This is a genomic window from Microcoleus vaginatus PCC 9802 (assembly GCA_022701275.1).
Classification (GTDB): domain Bacteria; phylum Cyanobacteriota; class Cyanobacteriia; order Cyanobacteriales; family Microcoleaceae; genus Microcoleus; species Microcoleus vaginatus_A.
In genome coordinates, this window is record CP031740.1 from 3,568,045 (window position 1) to 3,591,933 (window position 23,889).

A 23,889-nucleotide genomic window follows, 5' to 3' on the forward strand; every position below is an offset into this window, starting at 1 on the left:
CCAGTTTCCTAAAATTGAATTAGGATGTGCCGGGGATTTTCCGTCGCACTGCTAGCAAGGTAATGTCATCAAACTGCGCTGCACAGTCTATATGGGTAAACACATCGGTTTTCATACGTTCTAGTAATTCGGATGCTGAGGAATAAGGCTGATTTAGGAGTGAAAGCACTCGCTTTTCTGTGAAAAATTCCTTGTTGGGGCTGCGGGCATCAGTAAGACCATCCGTGTAACCAAATAGAATATCTCCCGGTTCGAGCTGAACCTGCTGAATTTTAAACTTCATATTTGGCATCATTCCTACGGCGGGGCCTGTAGATTTGAGGGCAGTCTTGATCCCAGAAGCATTGATAATTAAAGGTGATTCATGCCCGCCGTTAATATAGGTTAATAAACCTGTTTCTGGATTGAGTACCCCGAAGAACATTGTGGCAAACATACCGGTTTCACCATGTTCTTCACTAATGTAGTTGTTGGTAATCTCAATTGCCTGGAGAGCTTGCCTTTGATATAAGTCAAATTCTAATTCCATTCCGGCTGTGCGATCCGTTGCTTCTCGATCGCAGAACTGAAAATTTGTTCCTCCAGAGAACAGCCGAATAAAGCTACGAAATAGCCCCATAAACATCGCTGCCCCAACGCCTTTGTCGCAAACATCTGCAATCACTAATCCTATACTGCCATTAGGAAGTGGAAAAACATCATAAAAGTCGCCCGCAACTTTTTTAGCTGGTTCAAAAGCCGCACATATTTCCCAATTAGGTACGGTTAAAATGGGATTGGGTAAAAAGTTTCTCTGAAGCTTTTGCCCTTTTTCAATATCTGTTTCTAATTCGTTTTTAGCCTTGTTCAGTTGATCGGTTCGTACTTCTACGAGAGATTCCAGGTTGTTAGTGTATCGACTTACCTCTGCAACCATAGCATTGAAAGCCTCAGCCAGTTGTTGAAACTCATCGTTGCTTGTGACTTCTACAGCTACATCAAAATTATGGTGGCGAATCTTTTCTGATGCCTGGTACAGCTTCCGAATCGGCTTCACTAACCAGTTGCTGAGCAGAGATGCTGCTAGCAAGGAAATGAATAAGCTACTGCCAATAATTTTCAAGCTAGTCCATTTCAGGCTATCAACTTCTATGGCTAGGCTACTAACATCGACATCTAAGTTGAGGACAGCAACAACTTTACCTGTATCATCTTTCAGGGGAACGGCGGTTGAAATGTAGGCATCTTTTTTATTATTATACTCATAATAAAACTCAGTGTCTACTTTGGGCTGACCGTCGAAAGCTGCGCGGATAGACGGAGAATTTGGGAAATAATAGTACCCAACAAAATCATTACTAATTTTTGTCGAACTACCTTCATAGCGATACCCTTTATCGCTAGCCAGCAGTCTCACAAATTTGCGGTCAGGAAACTCAGGGACTGTGCTGATTAGATAGGATGCCGTGATGTAGATGTCAGATGAATCGTCTCTCCGACTTTGATTCGTAATCTCTCCTAACTTGCGAGCCAGATTTTGATACCTTTTTGAAGCTGTAATCTTGTCATGCACCTCTTTGGATAACCCAGGAAACTCAGTATTTTCTGTTCCAGAATTTATTTGCTGCTGGGATAGCTTTAGACTCTGTGAATTAATTTGAGCTGCTAGGTTCTTAATTTCTGCTATATCTTTGCTAGAAAAAGATGATGATCCCTTGATGCCAATTTGTTTTAACTCCTTAGCCTGGTTTTTTAGCAAATTTCGCTGGATGCTTGATTGGAGCCAAAAAATACTTGTGGTAGCAACCCCAACAGACAGGACGGAAAGCGCTAAGCCTAACTTCAAACTGAAGGGAAACTTCAAAGATATTCCCAATTTTAAGGGTAACTTTGGGTTCTTGAGATGAATGTCAGCGTTGCCTACTTGGCTGGTTAAGTCTAAATTAGCTGACGGCAAAAGAGAACTCTCTAAATTGTCTGGATTAGTCTGTTTAACGTAAGAACCCACAGTTGTACTCCTGTTTTTATACGTCGCTCAATCAAAAAGCAGTATGGCTTCTCTAGTTTGAAATTAGGGAGATTTAATCCCCTGGATGCCCTCTCCTATCTATTACCTTTCCGCTCGACCGTAAATATATTGCGATTGCGATTTTCTACCCGCTCGTAAGAAAATTTATCAACGCCTTGAATAGCCAGATAAACTCCTAGCCCTCCAATACTTTTTTCGTGCAAGTTTTTATCCAAATCACTAGGTAGCGCTTGCTCGATGGGATCGTAAGTGACTGCTGTATCCTCAATAACAATTGTCAAATTTCGATCGCTGAGTTCGGTGCATAACTCCAAATTCCCCTCACTGCCCGATTCTTCATAACCGTGAATGATGATATTGGTGGCAATTTCATCGACTGCTAGGCGCAGCCCGTAAGATGCTTTTTTTTCCAGCTCAGCCTCCGCTGCTGCCGCGAGGACATACTGAGCTATCTGACTTAAAGAATCTAGTTTTCCAGGCACGATTAACGGGTTCATAAATGAAACAATTTATCCTTCTAAAGGCTATGAATTTCCACAGAAATTGAGCTGCAATTTGGGGAGTTTGTATGCTCTGCAGCGAGGAACTCAGCTTGGAAAATTAGATTTAGGTGAGCTCATTGAGCAAACCCATCGATTGGCTGGTTAAGAAAGTTCTCTCCAAGAACTGCTTACTAAGTAAGATCACTGCTAGCTGCTGCCTGTAGAGCAGATAGATAACCTGACTGGTGTTAGCCTCTACCTTTAGATAGAGCAGCTAAACTGCTCGATCGCTACTTTTATCTGTCTTTTGGTGGATGCTATTCAATAGTATGTGTCCATCATTCGGATAAAGCAAGTCGGAAAAGTCGGATCATAAAGTCGGAAAAGTCGGATCATAAAGTCGGAAAAGCCGTCGCCCTGGTTTTACTATCTATCTATAGAGCAGATCAACAGCATGACTGGTACTGTTCTATGTCTTTTGGTAGATGCTATTCAATAGTATGTTTGGGCTATCGGCATAAAGCAAGTCGGAAAAGTCGGATCATAAAGTCGGAAAAGTCGGATATTTGCCTAATTGGCATATTTCTGAGTGAGCTATACCATATCACGCGCTAAAAGGCATCGGTAATAATACTTAAAATTAATCGAATTGTCTGCGCTAATCGGCATACTTTTTTATTTGAAAATATAAAAAGTAATCAAGCCTTGTCTTTTGGATAAAGACAAGGCTTGATACTGATTTATAGGGTTGCCCCCTAGGTAGCGAACTCAGATTTATGAAAAATGAACCAGTTTTTCGGATTTTTTAAGAGCTTTATATATGTCAAAGAGTCGAGGTTGTAGGCGTTCAGGGGGTGACAAGCAACTGAAAAGCTTTGCAATTAAAGGGTTTAAGCCGATCGCCCTCAAAAAGAATTAGGCGGCCGCGATCGCCTTTTTCGGGTTTCGACAAGGTGGAATCAGGATCGGGGGCGATCGCTACCATCCCAATTGTCAATAACCTGTCATGATAGTTCTTAGAGATTTCTCCACCGACTTACTACGGTGCATAACTCAAAATTAGGGTGCAAAACTGGCAAAACCTTAGCCGATGGGATGTGTATATGACTTTTGAAGAAGCCCTAGAATTTATCGAATCAGCCTTAGAGTCCAAAACCAGTAAACCGTTAAATTTTCTTGAGCAGGAAATCTTAAAAGCAGCTTGGGAAAACGCAACTTATAGTGCTGTTGCTGACAGCTTGTACCTCAGCGTAGGACATATCAAAGATTCATCTTCCCTCTTGTGGCAGCGCATTTCAGACTTAATGGGGGAAAAAGTTACTAAAAATAACTTCCGCTCTCTCCTAGAGAAGCAAAGCACCACAAGTGCGATCGCCGAGGCCAAAGGCGAAGGCGAACTTATGACGATGGCTTCGGTAGGAGAAAGTGACATCAATGAATTAGGAACTTGCAAAGGCAACATTTTAATTGTTGATGACCTCCCAGAAAATCTGCGTTTTCTAACAGAAATTCTCGCTAAGGAGGGGTACAAAGTTCGCGGCGTCACCAATGGTTTGATGGCCTTGAGGACGGTTCGCCATTATCCCCCCGATGCTATATTGCTGGATATTAAAATGCCCGACATGGACGGCTATCAAGTCTGCGAAGCCCTTAAATCGGATGAAAAAACCTCAGAAATTCCGATTATTTTCTTAAGCGCACTTGACCAAGTTTTTGATAAAGTCAAAGCTTTTAAGGTAGGGGGAGTTGACTACATCTCTAAACCTTTTCAGCCGGAAGAAGTGCTAGTTCGCCTGGAAACTCAGGTCACTATCCAACACCAAAAACGCCAGCTTAAAGAAGCAATCGAGCGACACCAGCAAACCGCAGAAATTGCCTACCAATCTCGCAGCCTGCTGGCAAATTTGCTCAACTCATCTCTGGATGGAATAGCCGCAGTACAGGCGGTGAGGGGAGATATCGCTGGAGAAATTGAAGATTTTCGCTGCTTGGTAGTTAACCCTGTCTTTGCCAGACTCTTAGGGAAAAAACGAACAGATCTCGCGGGCGAACCCGTGCTGAAAAAACTGCTTAATCACTTGAGTCCCGGATTGTTTGATTTATTAGTAGAGGTTGTTGAGACTGGAGAATCGCTTAAAGGAGAGGTTCATCTAGAAAGTGATTACCTTGGCAAATGCTATTATTTCACTGCTGTTAAATTGGGAGACGGTTGCTCAATTACCATCCGCGACCTTACAGACTTAAAACAGTCGGCATTAAAGTCAATGATTGAACAGAACCAACCGCGTACTAGCATCAAATAGCATAAACGGGACTTACGCAATCCGATCCAGAAACCGGGTTTATGAAGTGCATTAGGGACACGGCACCATGCCCACTCGTGTCAACTTAACATACAACCAATAGTCCGGCAGGGAATGAATTCCCTGCCTCAAAGTGAAAGTCCTCTGAAGAGGACTGAGAAGAAAAATTTTAAACTCATTAGTCCTCTTCAGAGGACTTTAGCTATTAGACAGGGAATTCATTCCCTGGCGGACTGGCGGGCCCACTAGCGGACTTGGCGGACTGACAGCTTAAGTTGTCACCAATGCCCTGGGCCGTTTCCCTACGGGGAGCGATCCTAGGTGTACTTCATAAACCTGCAATCTGCTGTATCATCATTCACCAATCAAGGGTTCAGTTAAATCGAGAATCTTCTCAAACTGAAACTTATTCACCCAATTTCTGAGAGTTTGAAGCTCGAAAGCGTGAGATTCAGGAATCTCCTCTAGGAGTTGAAAAACTAATTCCGAATCCGCGTCAATAGCTGCTTCATATAATTTTACTCTCCATTTTTTTGACATCGCTGCTAATAAATCAGTGAAATTTAACGGTTCTCCAGTCACATTAGAAGGGGAAGACGGTAGCTCTTGCTCCTGATAAATATAACCGACTCCCAAATGTTTAGCCATGATGTCAAAGATGGCTTCTGTGTGGAACGGTTTTCGCACAAAATCATCACAACCAGCCGATAAAATAACTGCCTTTTCTTCTTCCCACACGCTAGCAGTAATAGCAATAACAGCAGTAGCTTGACCTTTAAGGGTGCCTTTAATGCGTTTCGTGGCTTCATACCCATCCATAACGGGCATTCTCATGTCCATCCAGATGAGATGGGGTGAGTAGGAATCCCAAATTTCAAGCGCTTCAATACCGTTACTCGCTTCTTCCACTTCAAAACCAACAGGTTTGAGGAGTTTAACTAACAGTTGCCGATTGTAATCTCGATCGTCCACTACTAGGATGCGATATTGGGGTTGGTTAGGCGCTAGGGCAACGACGCGACGACTGTGGGGTTGATTTTGAATGGCGCTGGCATCAGCGATGCCCACAGGAATGTCAAATTTAAATGTTGTGCCCGTTGTGTCTTCTAAAAATTCCTTGAGAGGCATTCCAGGGGTGAAAGCTTTACCGTGACTAATGACTGTTATTTCACCTCCCATCAAGCGGACAAATTGACGGCTAATGGTCAGTCCTAATCCGGTTCCTTGCTGCACTTTTTGACCGGATGCTGTTTGCACGAAGGGTTTGAATAGATTCTCCAGTTCCTCTGCCGCAATGCCAACTCCCGTATCTTTTACTTCAAAGGTAATGGTTGTTGATTGTGGGTTGTTGGTTGTTTTTGTTCCCGCTTCACTTTGGGCTTTTACCTGTTTATTTTTTACCTCTAAAGACACACTTCCCGAAGAGGTAAACTTAACAGCATTACTGATAAAATTAATCAGCACTTGCCGCAACTTAACTTCATCAGCGCAGATATATTTAGGAACATCGGCAGCACATTCAAAGCGTAAGTGTAAGCTTTGATCGTTGGCTTTCAACGCAAAGATATCCTCGATTTCAGCTAAAAAGTGATGAAGGTTCAAATTATTTTCAGATAGCGTCATGCCTCCAGCTTCAACTTTGGAAAGGTCAAGCACCTGATTAATTAGAGATAATAAATGCTCTCCACTGCGCTGAATGATGTTGAGGTTCTCTTTTTGTTCAGTTAACAGATTTGTATCCTGATTCATCAGTTGAGAAAAACCGAGAATGGCATTCAGGGGAGTTCGCAATTCGTGGCTCATGTTGGCAAGGAAAGTGCTTTTGGCGAGGTTGGCGGCAACGGCTGCTTCTTTAGCTCGTTCGAGTTCTGCTTCAACTTTTTTGCGCGCGCTGATATCTCGTCCTACGGCCTGTAATTCAACAATGCAACCGGAATCATCAAATATCCCTCGGTTAACCCACTGCGTCCAACGCACTTGGGAACTAACAATCACCCGATTTTCAATTGTGACAACGGGATTTTCTTTGCTAATGGAATTGACGAGTCTGGTTACATATTCGCGGTCTTCCTCAAACACGACAGGTTCGTAGTGATGCCCGATGAGTTGTTCCCTTGTCAGTCCAAAAAATCGACAGAAGCCTTCATTGACAAAGGTAACGGTACCATCTGGCAGATACCGGGCAATCAGTTCTGTCTGGTCTTCCAGAATACCAAGGTAGCGTGCCTCGCTCTGCTGCAGAGCCTCTTCTGTTTTTTGGCGCTCGCGAATTTCCTGTTCTAAGCGGACATTTTCGATGAGCGTAATCTGTGCCTGCTTGCGTTCGCTAATATCTTGAAAAGCTGCGATCGCATATTCTACATTACCCGTGTCATCAAAAATTGGCGTGCTGGTTACTTCTAAGGGAACGATTCGCTCACTGTAGTGCAGTTCCAAATCATCCGCCCATGTTTTTTCACCGCCAAGCGATCGCACCAAGGGTAGCTGTTCCACTGGATACATCTCCCCTGTGCCTGCCCGATAAATGTGATAGGTTTTTGAGAGTTGCTCGATTTCGGCTTTGGGTAAATCTTGAATATTCAGTAACTGCTGTGAAACTGGATTGGCGTAAACCAGTTGTCCTTTGGCGTCGTGAACGGATATGCCAAAAGGAATGGCATTAAGGAATTTATTCAGGCGATTTTGCGTCGATTGTACTTGGGTGTAGAGTCTGGCGTTGGTAAGGGCGATCGCCGCTTGTGTTGAGAGCAATTGAATCAGTTCCAGGCGATCGGGTGTAAAAACCCCATCTGCTAAATTATTTTCCAAGTAAACAATGCCAATTAATTGCCCTTGATTGAGTAGAGGGGCGCAAAGGATAGACTTGGGCTGCTGTGTTTTGATATAAGCATCTTGGGTAAATCGGCCTTCACGGGCAACATTGGTTTCAATCAGTCCTTGTTTAGTCCTCTCAACATAGTGAATAATCGACAAAGGAAGACAGGTTTCTATAGGAGTAGATTGCAATACCATCACTTGATTTGAGTTAGCCTCACCTGACGCTTCGACTCTTAGTTGTCCTTGAGACTCTAAAATTAGATAGCCAGTTTGTGCACCACAGCTTTCCAGCAGAATTCTCATCAAAGTCGTGAGGAGTTTATCCAACTCAATTTCACTGGCAATTGCCCCAGATGCTTTCATCAAGGCTGCCAAATCCAGGAGTTCGCCTGAAGTGCTGTTAGATGTATCAGACAGGTTGCGGCGCGATTGAGCCGAGAAATCGGCTGTGGTAAAACGCTTTAAAAGTTCTGGGTACTGCCGTTTCAAATCAGTCAATTTAGCTGTTGCACCCCAACGTAAATAGCAGTAGTAAGCATTTGTCATATAGGCTTGAGCCACTTGCTCTTTTTCCCAAGTGATGTAGAATTTGGCAGCCAGTTCATTAGCCAAAGCCTCTTCGTTGATGTAGTCATGTTCTTTGGCTAAGGCAATGGCGCGATCGTAATAGTCGATCGCCCTAGCCTTTTCACCCAAAACTCGATATCGCTCTGCCTCCACTAGATAGAATTTATGGAGGTGAGTCATCGGAGCAAACTGCGCCCATTTTTTGATCTTTTTCTGGTTGGCTTTCACCTTCTGGAGGATGAATTTTTTTTCGGATTTGGGTGCGTCAGAATAGATAGCCAGATAAAGTAAAGAATTGTAGAAATGGTAGAGAGGAATAGTACCTACAGCGCTATCGCTATATTTTTCGGCTGATTTAGCATTTTCTATAGCTTGCTGATAGTCTTGAAAAATATAGCAGAGAACTAACTTAAAAAAATAGAGGGAACGACAAAGATTTTGAGCATTCGCCTCTATATGCAGAGGCAACATTTTTGTTTCGTCATAGCTTTCACCGATTAAACGGCATTTATCTTCAGCCCGGCCCATCAAGTTCAATACAACCTGTCGAGTCAGTTGGTTGTAGTAATAGGATGTTTCTTGCTTCAGTTGGCTGAGGGTATTACTGTACATTGCCATCTCTGCCTCTACTGTTGCCAATTCCTTCCCCAATACATAGGAATGGTAGGAGTATACGCAAACTGCATAAGCTGCATATTCTAAGTCTCCAGTTTCTAGAGCGATCGAGTAAGCATTTTGCAAAGGGTTTAAAGTTTCCCTAAGATGCTCTTTCCAATGGTTGACAAAGTAATTAACAATAAATATGGTTCGGGCTTGGAGTTCTTTAGTATTAAACTTATCGAGTAACAAGATAGCAAGTTTCCCAAATTGATAACCCGTATCAATGTCTCCTACGGTTTCCCCAGACAGAATTAGTCCGTAAGTAGCATAGGCACAAGAAGACACAGAAGTATTCCCATATTTGATTGATAAGTAGACCTGTTTAAACGCAATTAACGGTAGCAATTCAGGTCGGGCAAAATGGGCAGCAGAAAGTACACTTGATAGGATACGCATTGCTGCCAGTTTATCAGGATTAGTCATCGCTGGTAAGTCGATTAAGTCCTCAACTCGCTTCCCTACTAAACTTAACTTTGTCTTCACCAGTTCAAGGAAAATATTTAAGTGAGTGGGTTTTTTGGGAAAGCGAATCCCCAACAGCTTTAATACTGAAAGTGCCGTATCTATAGCTTCTAGAGGTTTGTTTTGTGCTGTATAGGCTTGAATTTTGACTTCATAGACTTTCACTTTGTCCAGCAATGAAGTAGCTTGTTGAAGCACAAGCTCAGCCAATTTTTCCATTTCCTCAACGTTGCCACTCAAGATAGCAGCTTCTACTGTTTCCACATAAAGTGCCAAAGTTAGGTCGTACTGACGAAGCCAACTATCTGCACTCAGGCAATTTATACCAATGCTTAAGTAATTCCAGGCCGGTTTCCAAGCCGCTGATGCCTTCGCTTTTTTGCCAGCAATCAGATTTAATTGAGCAAGTTTATCTTTTTCTAACTGAACGTCAATTGCTTCAATACCGAAGTTGAGCTGATTGACAATATCAAAAATCTTTTGTTGGAGTACCTGTGGTGGTGTATTTTGTAACAACAGTTGCCCGACTTTCCAGTGAGCCGCTTGCTTGTCGTCTGGGGGAATTAGGGAATAGGCGGCTTGCTGGATGCGGTCATGAGCAAATTTATAAGTAATTTTGAAGTCCTTCGAGTCTCGGTCTGTTTGAATAAATTTGTACTCATCCCCGACCGGTAATATCAATCCCGCTTGAATGGCATCCCATAATTCATTGGCCGTTTCTTTTGGAGAAGTTTCATTGAGGGTTGAAAGCGTTGTCAAATCAAATTTGTTGCCCATACAAGCGGCTAACCGTAAAACTTTTTGTGTGGGTTCTGATAAAAGTTGAATTTTCGCGGACATGAATTCAACAACATTATCCGTAATGTTCCTAGTTATAATTTGTTCTAAATTCCAAGACCAAGCCCCAGCATTAGTATCAAATTTCAGGAATTGCTCTGTATAAAGTGACTTGAGAAACTCCTTGACAAAAAAGGGATTTCCCTGTGTTTTGTCCCAAACCAACTCGGCTAATCTTTGGGTATGGATGCACTCAGTCTTCAGCGTATCTGCAATGAATTCATTAACCTGGTTTAAATTTAGGGGTGAAAGGGAGAGATGGTTAACCACTACCCCCTGCTTGCTTATCTCAGATAAAGTCAGCATGGCAGGATGACTTGCACTCACTTCGTTATCTCGATAAGCTCCAATTAAAAACAGATATTGAGTATTAGCATGGGTCATTATCAACTGGAGTAATTGCAGGGTAGCGCTGTCTGTCCACTGAAGGTCGTCTAGAAATAGGACGAGGGGATGTTCTTTTTGGCAAAAAACCTGAATAAATTTTTGAAAAGCTAAATTAAACCGATTTCGTGCTTCTGTTGCAGGTAATTCGGGGACGGGATTCTGTTTGCCAATAATCAGTTCAACTTCGGGAATGACATCAATAATAATTTGTCCGTTGATTCCTAATGCCCGTCGAATCTTCTCTTGCCACTGTTGTAATTGCGCTTGAGTTTCGGTGAGTAATTGTCGTACCAATTCTTGGAAGGCAGCGACTAAAGCTTGATAGGGAATATCGCGTTGCAACTGGTCAAATTTACCTGCAATAAAGTAGCCGTTTTTTTGAGTGATGAGCTTATACAATTCCTGAACTAAAGCTGATTTCCCAATACCAGAGTATCCAGAAATTAGCATTAGTTCAGTTTGTCTTTGTAGCGACCATTTTTGTGAATCAGTTGTAGTTTCGTTTCTCGCAACTACTTGTTTCTCTTTTCCCGAAGCTACGCGCTCAAATGCAGCCACTAAGGACTCAATTTCTGATTTTCTCCCGTACAGTTTTTGAGGGAGTTGCAATTGAGGAGAAATATCTTGGTATCCCAAGGAAAAAGCTTTAATTTTTTTGCCATTTCTAGATTGAGCGAAACATTGTTTTAAATCAGCGTTGATTCCCCAAGCACTTTGATATCTATTTTCCGCCGTTTTTGCCATTAATTTTCTGACAATTTCTGAGACTATCAAGGGAATTTCTGGATTGATTTCATGAGGTAGAGTCGGTTGTTTGGCAATATGGCAATGGACTAACTCAAGTGCATCGACGGATTCAAAAGGCAACTGGTTGGTTAGCAGTTCATAGAAAGTAACGCCAAGAGAATAAAAGTCAGTGCGGTAGTCTATCGCTCGATTCATCCTGCCTGTTTGTTCGGGGGAAATATAAGCCAATGTCCCTTCTAGAAGATGAGGACTTTTGAGGGTGGTATTCTCTTGGGATAGGATGGTAGATAAGCCAAAGTCAATAATTTTTAATTGTCCGGTTTGAGGATTCAAGACAATATTAGAGGGATTGATATCTTTGTGAATGACCTTTTTTTGATGAACTTTGCCTAACGCCTCTGTGATTTGGATGGCTAGGTGGAGAAACTCTGGTAAAGCCAAGGGACGGCCATCCAGCAGGATTTTTAAGGACTCTCCTCCAAAATCCTCTAACAACATGACTTGTGTGTTCTGGTATTTTCGCAGTTCGTAGGCTTTAATCGTTTCCTCTAGGTTGAGACGGCGAGTGATTTCGTATTCCTGCTGATAGCGGTAAAGTTCGGCTGGTGTGGGGTAATCCTCTTTGAGGAGTTTCAAAATCAAAGGTTGCTGATTTGATTTGAGGATGCCTCGGTATACGAGGGAATTCGCACTTTCGTAGATTTGGTTGACTATTGTGATATCTGGCAGTGAAATCATGTTAGGAATTATTGCTGCCTAAAAAAGTTGAGTATACAAATAAATATAACATGGCGAGGAGCGGGTGAGAGCAGCAGTAAAATCGCGGCGAATATAAATCCTTGCGTGACCCCCCCTACAACTCCCGATCTTTTATTATTGCTTTTTTGCTCTGGACTTACTTACGCTATATTTAGCGTACAAGTGTACTGGCACTTGAAGCCTCTAGCTACTGTGCGATCGCCCAAACTGAAAAATCTCGGAACGGACAATAATTAATGATAAAATAGCTTAAGGATTCAGATCCCCAGTTGTGGTAATCTGACAACAATCCACTTTCATTCTCGATCGAGTGCGTGCAGCTATGCGAATCGGTAAAAATCTACAAAAGTTTCTGCTTTTCACAATAGCCTTCTTTTTCGCAGTATCGCTGTTGATTAAAATTACTAAATTTCACAATTATTTTGGAATCAACCGTGCCGATACCGAAGTAAAAGTTGTTGCCCTCACCTACGATGACGGGCCCTATCCTCCCTATACAAATCAGCTTTTAGATATCTTAGACCGCTATAAAGTTAAAGCAACTTTTTTTGAAATCGGCCGCAATATTGAGAAACATCCAGAAATCGTGAAAATGATTGTCGCGAGGGGAGATGAGTTGGCAAACCATTCCTACTCTCACAAAGATATGATGTTTAAACCCCGGGAAGTTTTGCTGTCTGAGATTGAAAAAACAGACAAACTTTTGCAGGAAGTTGGGGTTAAGCAAGACAGTATTAGTTTTCGGCCGCCTTGGGGTAGGCGATTTGTGGTTTTGTCTTATTTGCTATCCCAAATGCACAAACAACTGATTATGTGGGATGTGGATTCCCAAGATTATGAAAAAACACTCACGGCGGAAGATATCGCAACTCGGGTGATTAAAAATGTGCGATCGGGTTCGATTGTGGTGATGCACGACGGCGGGGGCGATCGCTCGAAAACCGTAGCAGCAACTGAGATGATTGTTAAGGATTTGCAGTCGAAAGGTTACGAGTTTAAAACTGTTTCTGAGTTGTTGAAATCGCAGTAGGGTGGGTCAGCCCCACTTATTTTCGTGACAAATCAAAAATCTCCTACTGACGCACCAGGGAATAAATGGTGGGTCAGAATTAGACTTTCGGTGCAGATTGAAAATTTCAAACGTGACGTACCCTACCACAATCAATAACCAAGATAGTTTGCCACGTAATTAGCAATTTTTATGCTGCCGCCCGATCGCCCCATTCTCTCTAAACCATTTTGAATGCAACTGGCTAAATATTTATCATCTTGCAAAGTGCGATCGACTGCCAAAGCAGCTTCCTTGATAATATCAGAATTCGCTGGTTGTGTGCCAATAACCTGCACCGAATCACCTAAAAGCCGATTTTGAGCCTCCGCGAATCTATAGGTAAAGGCAGGGCCGTTTCCCGGTACTGCAATTACAGGTTTTCCCAAGCCCACAGCTTGTTCGACAGCAGTTCCAGTCATCCCAATTACTAAACTAGACTGCTGCAAAATATCGGCGAAAGCATCGGCTGAGCACCTCACTTCGACTAATTTTTCTTCACAAAAAGACCGTTTGATTGCTGGAAAAATGAGCTTGCCCGATCGGTGTTGCCATCCAGAGCGCGCCGCAATATCATCTAATTGAGGCATTAAAGCCGGAACTAAAGCTGCCCGAAACTGCACCGGTAAAGTAGAGTTACTAGCAATTTCTTTAACCAGTTCCAGGAGCAAAACGAGGTTGTTAGTGGCTTCTGGGAGGCGAGAACCGGGGAGAAGGGCGATCGTCCGAACTCCGGGTATTAACTGCAAATCTTTGCCCGTAGAATTGAGGTTGTCCATGACAGGATTGCCGACAAACTGAGCTTTATTTAAACCCTGTCGGTTTAAGTCAGCCGCAGTCAAAGCATCTCTAGTAAAAACCGCCAGACATTTCTCGGAAGAAAGCAACTGCCACAAGATTAAACCCAAATCGACTCGCCCTTCGTAATAACTAGAATGAGCCGACAGAAAAATTATATAGGGGCGGTTGCTGGCATGGGCGATCGCCGCCGCGACAATATCCCCAGTCGCCACCACCAAATCGCACTGGCGCGAATGCCTCCAAACAGCCTGCAATTGCTGCCAAGTCAAAGCAATCAGCCCCGCCCCAATATCTTTGAGGAAAAACAGGGGGTTCATGTAAAAAACTCCCCCAGACGGCATTTGACTGGTGGGCCCAATAATTGGCACGGTCGATCGGCGGTAAGCAGCCCCGTCACCTACAATCGGCATTGCCGAAACATCAACATCCGCGCCAGATACTGTTAAAGCTTTGAGAATTTGACAGTTAATCGAGTCTTCCCCGTGGCCGTTGCTGAGGAAAAGTATCCCCTTCGATTTCATCAAAAAAATGCGTAGAAACCCCGTCCTTTTAGGACGGCTTTACAAAGGACTAATACAAAATCCACCCTATCACAGAAGATGTGCTAGAGTGTGAGGATGGAAAAAGCCTATCGCTACCGTTTCTATCCCACCGCCGAGCAAGAAAATCTCTTGCGACGGACAATGGGTTGTGCGCGGCTAGTATACAACAAGGCTTTAGCTGCCCGCACCGAAGCTTGGTACGAGCATCAAGAGAGGGTTGGTTACAGCCAAACTTCCTCCATGCTGACAAATTGGAAAAAAGAAGAGGAACTTGATTTCCTGAATGAAGTTAGCTGTGTGCCACTTCAACAAGGACTTAGACACCTTCAAACAGCGTTTACCAATTTCTTCGCAGGACGTGCTAAATATCCTAATTTCAAGAGAAAGCATAATGGCGGTAGTGCTGAATTTACCAAGTCAGCTTTCCGTTGGAAAGATCGACAGGTATTCTTAGCTAAATGCACTACTCCATTGCCAATTCGCTGGAGTAAACAAATTCCCTCTGAATGCAGCCCTTCTACTATTACGGTGAAATTAACACCCGCTGGGCGTTGGTTTGTTTCCCTACTTGTAGAGGACTACACGATTAAACCACTTCCTGAGATTGATAAAAGTATCGGTCTGGATGTGGGAATCACCAGTCTGATTGCTACTAGCGATGGTGAGAAAATTGCCAACCCTAAGCATTTTAAAAAGCTTCGCAAGAAGTTGAAAAAGAAACAGAAAACGTTAGCTGGCAAGCAGAAGGGAAGCAATAACCGTGAAAAAGCACGGGTGCAAGTAGCAAAAGTCTACGCACAGATAACCGATGCACGTCTAGATTTTTTACATAAGTTGACGACTCAAATCATTCGTGAAAACCAAACGATTGTAGTTGAGGACTTGGCTATCAAGAATATGGTGAAGAACCATAAATTAGCTCTCGTTATTAGTGACGCTAGTTGGGGCGAACTAATTCGCCAACTAAGTTACAAATGCGAGTGGTACGGACGAGAGCTGATAAAAATAGACCGCTGGTTTCCTAGTTCTAAGCGCTGTGGAAACTGCGGTCACATTGTTGAGAAATTGCCATTGAATATTCGCGAATGGGAATGTTTAAAATGTGGAACAAACCACGATCGCGATATTAACGCGGCAAAAAATATTTTGGCGGCTGGGCTAGCCGTGTCAGTCTGTGGAGCGACCGCAAGACCTAAAGAGAGTAAATCTCGGAAGGCTGGTGCTACGAAGCAGAAACCTAATTAGTGATGATGGGGAATCCCCGCTCCTTCAGGACGGGGTGGATGTCAACAGAATACAATCAGAATCAGTGCCGAGCTTTTTTTAAAGACAGGCGTGCGATCGCTAAACTCGGGCGGGCTAACTTTTTGTTAGTCTAATTTAAATACATTGTGGAAGTGAAACAGCGTGAATATTGAAATTGGGCGGGGCAAAAGCGCTCGCAGAGCTTACGGCATAGATGAAATTGCGCTTGTACCCGGACAGCGCACCCTCGATCCGAGTTTGGCAGATACTCGCTGGCAGATTGGCGGGATCGATCGAGAAATCCCGATCATCGCCAGCGCCATGGATGGAGTAGTCGATGTCCGCATGGCCATTTTGCTGTCGGAATTAGGAGCAATGGGCGTGCTCAACCTAGAAGGAATTCAAACCCGCTATGCCGACCCCCAGCCAATATTAGAGCGCATCGCGAGTGTGGGGAACCACGAATTTGTTTCCCTGATGCAGCAACTCTATGCCGAACCCATCAAGCCAGAATTAATCGACCTCAGAATTAAAGAAATTAAAGCAGGAGGAGGGATTGCCGCCGTTAGCGGTACACCGGCCGGTGCAAGCAAATACGGTCGGGCGGTTGCTGAATCGGGAGCCGATATATTTTTTGTGCAAGCAACTGTAGTCTCGACAGCTTTTCTTTCCCCTGAGTCGATCGCATCTTTAGACTTAACTCAATTTTGTCAAGAGATGCCGATACCAGTAATTTTGGGCAACTGCGTCACCTACGAAGTCGCCCTAAATTTAATGAAAACCGGCGCTGCAGGCATTCTCGTGGGCATTGGGCCGGGGGCTGCTTGCACGTCTCGGGGCGTATTGGGTGTCGGCGTTCCTCAAGCCACAGCGGTAGCAGACTGCGCCGCCGCGCGAGACGACTACTATCGCGAAACTGGTAAATACGTGTCGGTGATTGCTGACGGCGGTTTAATTACCGGCGGCGATATCTGCAAGTGCATTGCCTGTGGCGCGGATGCAGTGATGATTGGTTCCCCCTTTGCCAGGGCCGCCGAAGCTCCCGGCAGGGGCTTTCACTGGGGGATGGCGACTCCCAGCCCGGTTTTGCCACGTGGCACTCGCATTCGCGTGGGGACTACGGGTACTTTGGAGCAAATTTTGCGGGGGCCTGCGGTGCTAGATGACGGTACGCACAACTTGCTCGGAGCTCTGAAAACTAGCATGGGTACCTTGGGCGCTAAGGATCTTAAGGAGATGCAGCAAGTGGAAGTGGTAATTGCTCCTTCTCTGCTGACTGAGGGTAAAGTCTATCAAAAAGCTCAACAGTTGGGCATGGGTAAGTAGATTTACTGATCGAATACCAGCATACCTTGACAAAATTTGTTCAAGAGTCTCGAAATTTACAGAATATTGTGGAATTATCGAGAAGTAGGTGTCACAATATAAGAAGCGGAGACGCATGTTTCCGTTCACTCCTCACACCACACTCCGCCCGGACTACTGTTCGGGCGGTTCCTTTTTTGGCGGACATCTTGGCTCTTGCTTACTAGATACAGAACAGAGGCTTGTAGCTCCGGAGAGGCCCAGAGTGGGAGAGTGGGAGAGTCTAGGAGTGGGAGAATTTTTCTTCTACATAAGTGCATTCTGCTTTCGGAAACATAAGTGCGTTCGGAAACATAAGTGCCTTGTTCCTTCAGAAACCTTGTGCCTTCTTCCTTCTACCGTCTTCCTTCTTCCTTCAGAAGCCTTCTGTTAAAATCGTTGACGCAAGTGGTTACACTTTTTGCTAGACTTGTTATCCGAGAAATAGTATTTACAAGGATGGCTAGGGATGTCAGCAGCCGCGCAAGTAACCGACTCTACCTTTAAGCAGGAAGTGCTCGATAGCGAAGTTCCAGTTCTAGTGGATTTTTGGGCTCCCTGGTGCGGGCCCTGTCGGATGGTGGCGCCCGTCGTAGACGAAATTGCCCAGCAATATGAAGGGCAGGTCAAGGTAGTAAAAGTTAATACCGACGAGAATCCTAACGTTGCCAGCCAATACGGTATCCGCAGCATTCCGACGCTGATGATATTTAAGGGCGGTCAACGTGTGGATATGGTGGTTGGGGCAGTTCCGAAAACTACTCTGGCAAACACTCTGGAAAAGTACATTTAACTGAACTGCGAGCGGTTTCGCGCTGTTCTTTGTGGGCCGCGAAAGCTAACTCGCTTCAGAACCGGGGCAAAGCTACTGGAAAAGTTATTAGTTGCCAGCAGGGCAATTTGCTGGTGGCTATTAGCTTCTAAATTTAGCTTGCCCCTTAATTTTTAGTAGCGACAAATAGTTACCGTTTCGGAAAAATTCATGATTCGTTCTGAGTCTGGTCAAGGTTTTGAGTCCCTCCAAGCTGAATTGATCGATTTGATCGATCGCTTCCCAATGTTAAAGCACTCTGAGTGGATCGAACGATCGCTCTCTACTATAGTGCAAATGGCAGGAGAGGAGCTCGATCGCCTAGACTGGAAAATTATGGCTGCGTCGCTCCGAGATATGGAGAGCGCTTTTGAGATGTTTTATCCTTACCGCCACGTTCGCAAAATTGTGATTTTTGGTTCGGCGAGGGTGTCACCGCAATCGGCGGAATATTTGATGGCCAGAGACTTTGCGCGGGCGATGGCCCAGCAGGGGTTTATGGTGATTACTGGCGGCGGCGGGGGAATTATGCAGGCGGGGAACGAGGGGGCGACTGCTGAACGTTCTTTTGGGCTGAACATTCAGTTACCTTTCGAGCAGAGTTCTAATCCTTTCATTGCCGGCGATCCCAAATTGCTCAATTTTAAATATTTTTTCACTCGTAAGTTATTTTTTCTCCGGGAGAGCGATGCTTTAGCTCTGTTTCCGGGCGGTTTTGGCACTCTGGACGAGGCTTTTGAGTGTCTGACTTTGACTCAAACTGGCAAGTTCGGGCCGGCTCCTGTGGTATTGATCGATCGACCGGGAGGAGATTATTGGCACGATTGGAATTATTTTGTGCAAAAACAATTGCGGGGTCGGGGTTTGATTTCACCCGACGATCGCAGCCTGTATACGATTACTGACGATATAAATGTCGCTTGCGAGGCGATCGGTAGTTTTTATCTGGTTTATCACTCCTGCCGCTACGTGCGCGAAAAATTGGTAATTCGCTTGAAAACAGAGCTTTCTGAGGAGAATGTCGATCGGCTAAATACTGATTTTAGCGATATTGTTGTCACCGGAAAAATTGAAAAAAGTCAAGCTTTGGAACCGGAAATAGGAGATGAAACTTTCGATCTGCCGCGCCTGACTTTGCATTTCAACCAGCGGGATTTTGGGCGGCTTTATCAGCTAATTGCTGCTATAAATCAAATGGGTGCAGCTTCGCCGGCGGCGGCCCATCCAGAACAAAAGTAGTTATTAGTTATCAGTCATTAGTCTTTTTAAATATGGGTGAGATTAGATAGAAGTTGGACAACTTGTATTTTGACAAAAACGCTCTGCTGAGATAAGTTTTTGTAAAAAGTAAAGAAAAAAGCGTCCAAGAGCCAAAGAAAATCTTGTCAATACCTTGATGGCGTTGTTTGGGAAAAAACAGCAAAATGCTAGACCTGCTGCTAATTGCAATTTTGGGATTTCTCGGCAGTTTCGGTCACTGCGCTGGGATGTGCGGCCCGCTGACAATGGCGTTTTCTCTTTCTAATTCCCGCAACGATAAATTAGCTGCTTTCCGCTTTCATTTGCTGCTAAATATGGGGAGAATTACTGCATACGCTTTGGTTGGTGCAGCAATTGGCGGACTGGGTTCGGTGTTAATTGCTGGCGGGCTTTTGGCAGGTACGGGTAGCGAATTGCGGCGGGCGATCGCACTTCTGACGGGTACGATGCTGATTTGGTTCGGAGTAGGGCAAATTAAACCGAACTTGCTGCCGGGATTGCCGCTGCTGCACCCGCTGTCGCACGATCGAGTCGGACAAGCAATGAGCAAGCTTTCGGCAGAAAAAAAGTGGTGGGTGCCGATTGCTTTGGGTTTGCTTTGGGGTTTGATTCCCTGCGGCTTCCTCTACGCAGCGCAGATTAAGGCGGCGGAAACCGGAAATTCGGTTTTGGGTGCGGCGACGATGCTGGCTTTTGGACTCGGCACGCTGCCAACTATGCTGGGAGTGAGTTTTCTTGCTGGCAGATTGAGCGCGGATAAGCGCAGTCAACTGTTTCGGATGGGTGGCTGGGTGACGGTGGCGATCGGGATTCTTACCTTGTTGCGAACCGATGAAATGGTCGATTTTACCGGTCACGCAGCGCTGCTGTGCTTGATACTAGCACTGTTGGCGCGTCCGGTGAGCAAGTTTTTGCCGCAACTGCTGCGCTACCGCCGCGCTTTGGGTGTGGGCGCGTTTGTCTTAGCAGTCGCCCACACGTTTCATATGCTGGATCATACGCTGAAATGGAATTTTGACGCGCTATCTTTTATGTTGCCGCAGCATCAGTTGGGAATGGCGGCTGGGATGCTGTCGCTGCTGTTGATGTTGCCGGCGGCGGTTACAAGTTGCGATCGTATTCAAATTTATTTAGGCCAACTGTGGCGAATGCTTCACCTGTTAAGCGTTCCAGCTTTTTTGCTGTGCGCCATTCATGCTGCACTCATCGGTTCCCACTATCTCGGCGGTTTTGAATGGAAGTTGCACAATCAACTGCTTACAGCCGTGTTAGCGGTGGTTACGGTGTTAGTTATGTTTGTGCGATCGCGCTTATTTTGGTCAGTTTTATCACTAGAAAGTTTCTATGTTTCCCCTGTCAAACAAAAGTAAGACTTTAGGATTGTTAGTTTTTTTGGGATTGCTAGTAGAAGCAGCAATATTTCCCATACCACAGTTAAAATCAATTTCAGTTTTAGCCCACGAAGTCGAAGTATCGGGAGATGTCGCCGCTACCTTTCACCTCGAACCCAACCATAATCCCCGCGCCGGACAGCCTGCGAGAGTGTGGTTTGCGCTGACTCGCAGGGGCGGTCAAATTATCCCGCTAGAGCAGTGTAATTGCAAATTGGCTGTTTATCCTAAAAATCGTAAAGATGGGGATAAGCCGCTGATGCAGCCGCCTTTAACCGCCATATCTGCCGAGAAATATCAACGGATTCCGGGAGCTGATATCGTGTTTCCCAAGGCTGGGATGTACGAACTTGAATTGAGCGGAACAGCCCAAAATAAAGCTAACTTTAAACCATTTAAATTGAGTTATACTGTCACCGTTAGGTAGTATGATTTTAGATTTTAGATTTTAAAATTTAATGAGTGATGATCGAGAGATTTTTTGTTAATTAACCGCAGAGAGCGCCGAGGGCAGAAAAGAAGAGGAAGATTGAGAACAAGTTTTCAAATCTTAATTTTTAATAAAGATAAGTCGGTTGATTCTGCACTAAGTAAATTTCTGCGTTACCTTGTCAGTGTTCATTATGGAACTTATGCAAGCTAACCTCTCTTGAGCTGACCCAAGGATATAACGATGGATATCTTATCTAACACCGTGGCCCTATCGCGGATGCAATTTGCGCTAACCGCCATATTCCATATGCTGTGGCCAGTTCTGACAACTGGAATGGGGATTTATCTGGTAATTGTTGAAGGAATGTGGCTGAAAACTCGCAATTCCGACTACTACCATCACGCTCGTTTTTGGTCTAAACTCTACCTCCTAAACTTCGGTATAGGAGTAGCTTCAGGAATTCCGATGGAATTTCAATTTGGCACGAACTGGGCACCATTCTCTGAAGCTGTTGGTGACTTTTTTGGCAGCATTTTAGGCTTTGAAGCTTCAATGGCATTTATGCTAGAAGCCGGCTTTTTAGGAATTATGCTGTTTGGTTGGGAGCGCGTTAACCCGATCGTCCATTATTTCGCTACAATCATGGTAGCCTTCGGCGCTAACCTATCAACCGTCTGGATTTTAGTCGCTAACTCTTGGCTGCAAACTCCTGCGGGCGGAGAAATGGTCAATGGCAAGTTTATTGTCAGCGATTACTTTCAAGCAATTATGAACCCGTTCGCATTAAACAGCATTCTTCATATGTTTTTTGCGACGTTAGAAACTTCGCTGTTTGTCATTGGCGGAATTAGCGCTTGGTATATTCTCAATAAGCGCAACCAAGCCTTTTTTTCCAAGTCATTAAAAATTGCCATAGCGACAGCAATCGCCGTTGCACCTTTGCAGATATACATCGGACATTTGAGCGCCGAACAAGTTTATCACTATCAACCCGCTAAATTAGCAGCAATCGAAGCTAAGTGGGAAACCTCACCAGCGGGAGAGTCAGCAGATTGGACTTTGCTAGCTTTGCCTAATGAAAAAGCCCAAAAAAATGACTGGGAAATTCGTGTTCCTAATGGCTTAGGATACGTTCTGGAATTTAAACAAAAACTCTCCGAACCCGTACTCGGATTGAAGGAATGGAAGCCAGAAAATAGACCCCGGATGGTGGGTTTAATCTACTATTGTTTCCGCATCATGTCGGGAATTGGATTCTTCTTTGTAGGATTAATGCTGTTCAGTATAATTCAGTGGATGCGAGGCAAACTTGCTGCTGAAAATATTGCCGCTCAACCTTGGCTGATGCGCGCTTGGGTATTAGCTGCTCCCCTAGGATATATTGCTGTAGAATCGGGTTGGATTGTCCGCTGTGTCGGCAAACAACCGTGGGCTTTATACGGGCAAATTCGCACTGCTGACGCGGTGTCAAACATCCCCGCCAGCAATGTTTTAACTTCTCTCAGTTTCTTTGCCGTTGTTTACAGCTTTTTGTTTGTTTGTGCCTTGTATTTTGGCAGCAGAATTATCCGCCAAGGCCCTAATTTAAGCCTGCCTGTGCCAGGTTTAGACAATCAACCCGAAATCGAAAGTCAACCAGCAGGAGACATTCCCGATAAACGTCCCGTAGAAGCACAACAATAGGAGATTGTATGCAAGCTTTGGAGCATTTTCTCCCGCAAGTTTGGTTTGTCATTTTGGCTTTGTTTCTCTTGCTCTACGTCATGCTAGACGGTTTTGACTTAGGAGTAGGAATCTTGTCTCTGACTTCTGACGACGAGGAACGCAGGGACATTTTAATGACGAGTTTGGGCAACGTTTGGGACGCCAACGAAACGTGGCTGGTGTTGATGGCAGGCGCTTTATTTGGTGCATTTCCACTTGCTTACGGCACGATTTTAACGGCATTGTACATACCGATTTGCCTGATGCTTTTTGGTTTGATATTTCGGGCTGTAGCCTTTGAGTTTCGCGAGCATTCTAATCGCAAATTACTCTGGAATTATGCCTTTGGTGCTGGCAGTTTTTTAGCAGCTTTAGCTCAAGGATTTGCCTTGGGTGCCGTGCTCGAGGGCATTGCGGTTGATGAAGCCGGTCACTTTGTAGGTTCTACTTGGGATTGGCTGGATTGGCGATCGATCTTGGTTGCTTTGACGCTGATTCAAGGCTATGTTTTGATCGGTTCAACCTATCTAATTATGAAAACGGAGGGCGAACTGCAAACAAATCACTATCGCACGGCTAAAATTGCGGCGGTGACGACTTTAATCGGAGCGATTTTAATTACGATTGCCACTCCGATTTTTTACGAAAGTGCTAGAGCCAGGTTGTTCGAGAAACCGCTAGTTTATGTCTTTGCCGCGATTCCTTTGCTGGGAGTGATGTTGGTAGGACTGCTGCTGAAAAGTCTCGCAAACAAAGAAGAACGCACGCCGTTTGTCTGGACGATTCTGATTTTTTTGCTCAGTTTTATCGGCTTGGGGTTGATTGTTTTTCCCTATATTATTCCCTCCAAAATCACGATTTACCAAGCTGCAGCTTCGCCCAGCGCCCTGGTATTTATGATTGTGTTCATGGGCATTCTGCTCCCGATTATGATTTTTTACAACATCTACAATTATGTTGTGTTTCGGGGTAAGGTTGTCGGCGGCCACTACGGGAAATAAAGCATAATAAAACCGCAGATGCAGGCAAATATACGCAGATAAGCTCAAATCTAGATTTGAGCTTATCTGCGTATATTTGCGGTTAAAAATTACAAATTATTGTTTTTCGATACCATCACAACTTACGCAACCATACTATACATAACATAGCGCCAATAGTGCAGAATAGGGAAAGGAACTCGTTTAGGATTAGCGATCGCACCTCAGGCGATTTGAAGTTTGAGATTTGAGATTGCTCCCACGGATGAGTCCGGGGGCTTGCGATCGGGATGCGGAGCTT

Annotated in this window: 14 protein-coding genes; 10 read left to right on the forward strand and 4 right to left on the reverse strand. The window is 44.5% G+C overall.

What is annotated here, in order from left to right:
• Nucleotides 1–19: 19 nt before the first annotated feature.
• Together D0A34_14500 and D0A34_14505 are read right to left on the reverse strand one after the other, a co-directional pair.
• Nucleotides 20–1,987 carry a HAMP domain-containing protein gene (locus tag D0A34_14500; GenBank protein UNU19927.1) on the reverse strand — a complete coding sequence of 656 codons (1,968 nt, stop codon included), beginning with the start codon at nt 1,985–1,987 and terminating at the stop codon, nt 20–22.
• 95 nt (nt 1,988–2,082) lie between these two features.
• Nucleotides 2,083–2,505, reverse strand: coding sequence for an anti-sigma regulatory factor (locus D0A34_14505; protein ID UNU19928.1), 423 nt, complete (start codon nt 2,503–2,505; stop codon nt 2,083–2,085).
• Nucleotides 2,506–3,593: 1,088 nt separating this feature from the next.
• Between D0A34_14505 and D0A34_14510 the strand changes: the two genes are divergently transcribed.
• Nucleotides 3,594–4,793, forward strand: a complete 1,200-nt coding sequence (locus D0A34_14510; GenBank protein ID UNU19929.1) for a response regulator — start codon at nt 3,594–3,596, stop codon at nt 4,791–4,793.
• Nucleotides 4,794–5,147: 354 nt separating this feature from the next.
• Here the strand turns inward: D0A34_14510 and D0A34_14515 are convergent, their stop codons facing one another.
• Entirely contained in the window at nt 5,148–12,008 is a 6,861-nt protein-coding gene (locus D0A34_14515; protein UNU19930.1) for a PAS domain S-box protein, read from the reverse strand.
• A 343-nt stretch (nt 12,009–12,351) separates the two neighbouring features.
• Between D0A34_14515 and D0A34_14520 the strand changes: the two genes are divergently transcribed.
• The gene (locus D0A34_14520; GenBank protein ID UNU19931.1) at nt 12,352–13,059 is read left to right on the forward strand and encodes a polysaccharide deacetylase; all 708 of its coding nucleotides are present in this window, start codon (nt 12,352–12,354) and stop codon (nt 13,057–13,059) included.
• A gap of 131 nt (nt 13,060–13,190) precedes the next feature.
• Here the strand turns inward: D0A34_14520 and D0A34_14525 are convergent, their stop codons facing one another.
• Entirely contained in the window at nt 13,191–14,399 is a 1,209-nt protein-coding gene (locus tag D0A34_14525) for a hypothetical protein (GenBank protein UNU19932.1), read from the reverse strand.
• A gap of 96 nt (nt 14,400–14,495) precedes the next feature.
• Between D0A34_14525 and D0A34_14530 the strand changes: the two genes are divergently transcribed.
• The 8 genes from D0A34_14530 to cydB all read left to right on the forward strand — a co-directional run bounded on the left by D0A34_14530 (nt 14,496) and on the right by cydB (nt 23,609).
• Nucleotides 14,496–15,665, forward strand: a complete 1,170-nt coding sequence (locus tag D0A34_14530; GenBank protein UNU19933.1) for a transposase — start codon at nt 14,496–14,498, stop codon at nt 15,663–15,665.
• A gap of 162 nt (nt 15,666–15,827) precedes the next feature.
• Entirely contained in the window at nt 15,828–16,991 is a 1,164-nt protein-coding gene (locus D0A34_14535; GenBank protein UNU19934.1) for a GuaB3 family IMP dehydrogenase-related protein, read from the forward strand.
• A gap of 487 nt (nt 16,992–17,478) precedes the next feature.
• Nucleotides 17,479–17,802 (forward strand): thioredoxin, encoded by a 324-nt coding sequence (trxA, locus tag D0A34_14540; GenBank protein ID UNU19935.1) that lies wholly within the window; start codon nt 17,479–17,481, stop codon nt 17,800–17,802.
• Between the two features lie 189 nt (nt 17,803–17,991).
• Nucleotides 17,992–19,059, forward strand: coding sequence for an LOG family protein (locus D0A34_14545; GenBank protein ID UNU19936.1), 1,068 nt, complete (start codon nt 17,992–17,994; stop codon nt 19,057–19,059).
• 185 nt (nt 19,060–19,244) lie between these two features.
• Nucleotides 19,245–20,450 carry a sulfite exporter TauE/SafE family protein gene (locus D0A34_14550; protein UNU22300.1) on the forward strand — a complete coding sequence of 402 codons (1,206 nt, stop codon included), beginning with the start codon at nt 19,245–19,247 and terminating at the stop codon, nt 20,448–20,450.
• Complete coding sequence (locus D0A34_14555) at nt 20,425–20,898, forward strand: hypothetical protein (protein ID UNU19937.1); 474 nt, start codon at nt 20,425–20,427, stop codon at nt 20,896–20,898. Before D0A34_14550 ends, D0A34_14555 begins: the two co-directional genes overlap by 26 nt.
• A gap of 246 nt (nt 20,899–21,144) precedes the next feature.
• The gene (locus D0A34_14560) at nt 21,145–22,587 is read left to right on the forward strand and encodes a cytochrome ubiquinol oxidase subunit I (GenBank protein ID UNU19938.1); all 1,443 of its coding nucleotides are present in this window, start codon (nt 21,145–21,147) and stop codon (nt 22,585–22,587) included.
• Between the two features lie 8 nt (nt 22,588–22,595).
• Nucleotides 22,596–23,609: a cytochrome d ubiquinol oxidase subunit II gene (gene cydB, locus D0A34_14565; GenBank protein UNU19939.1), complete on the forward strand. Its 1,014-nt coding sequence runs from the start codon at nt 22,596–22,598 to the stop codon at nt 23,607–23,609.
• Nucleotides 23,610–23,889 lie beyond the last annotated feature (280 nt).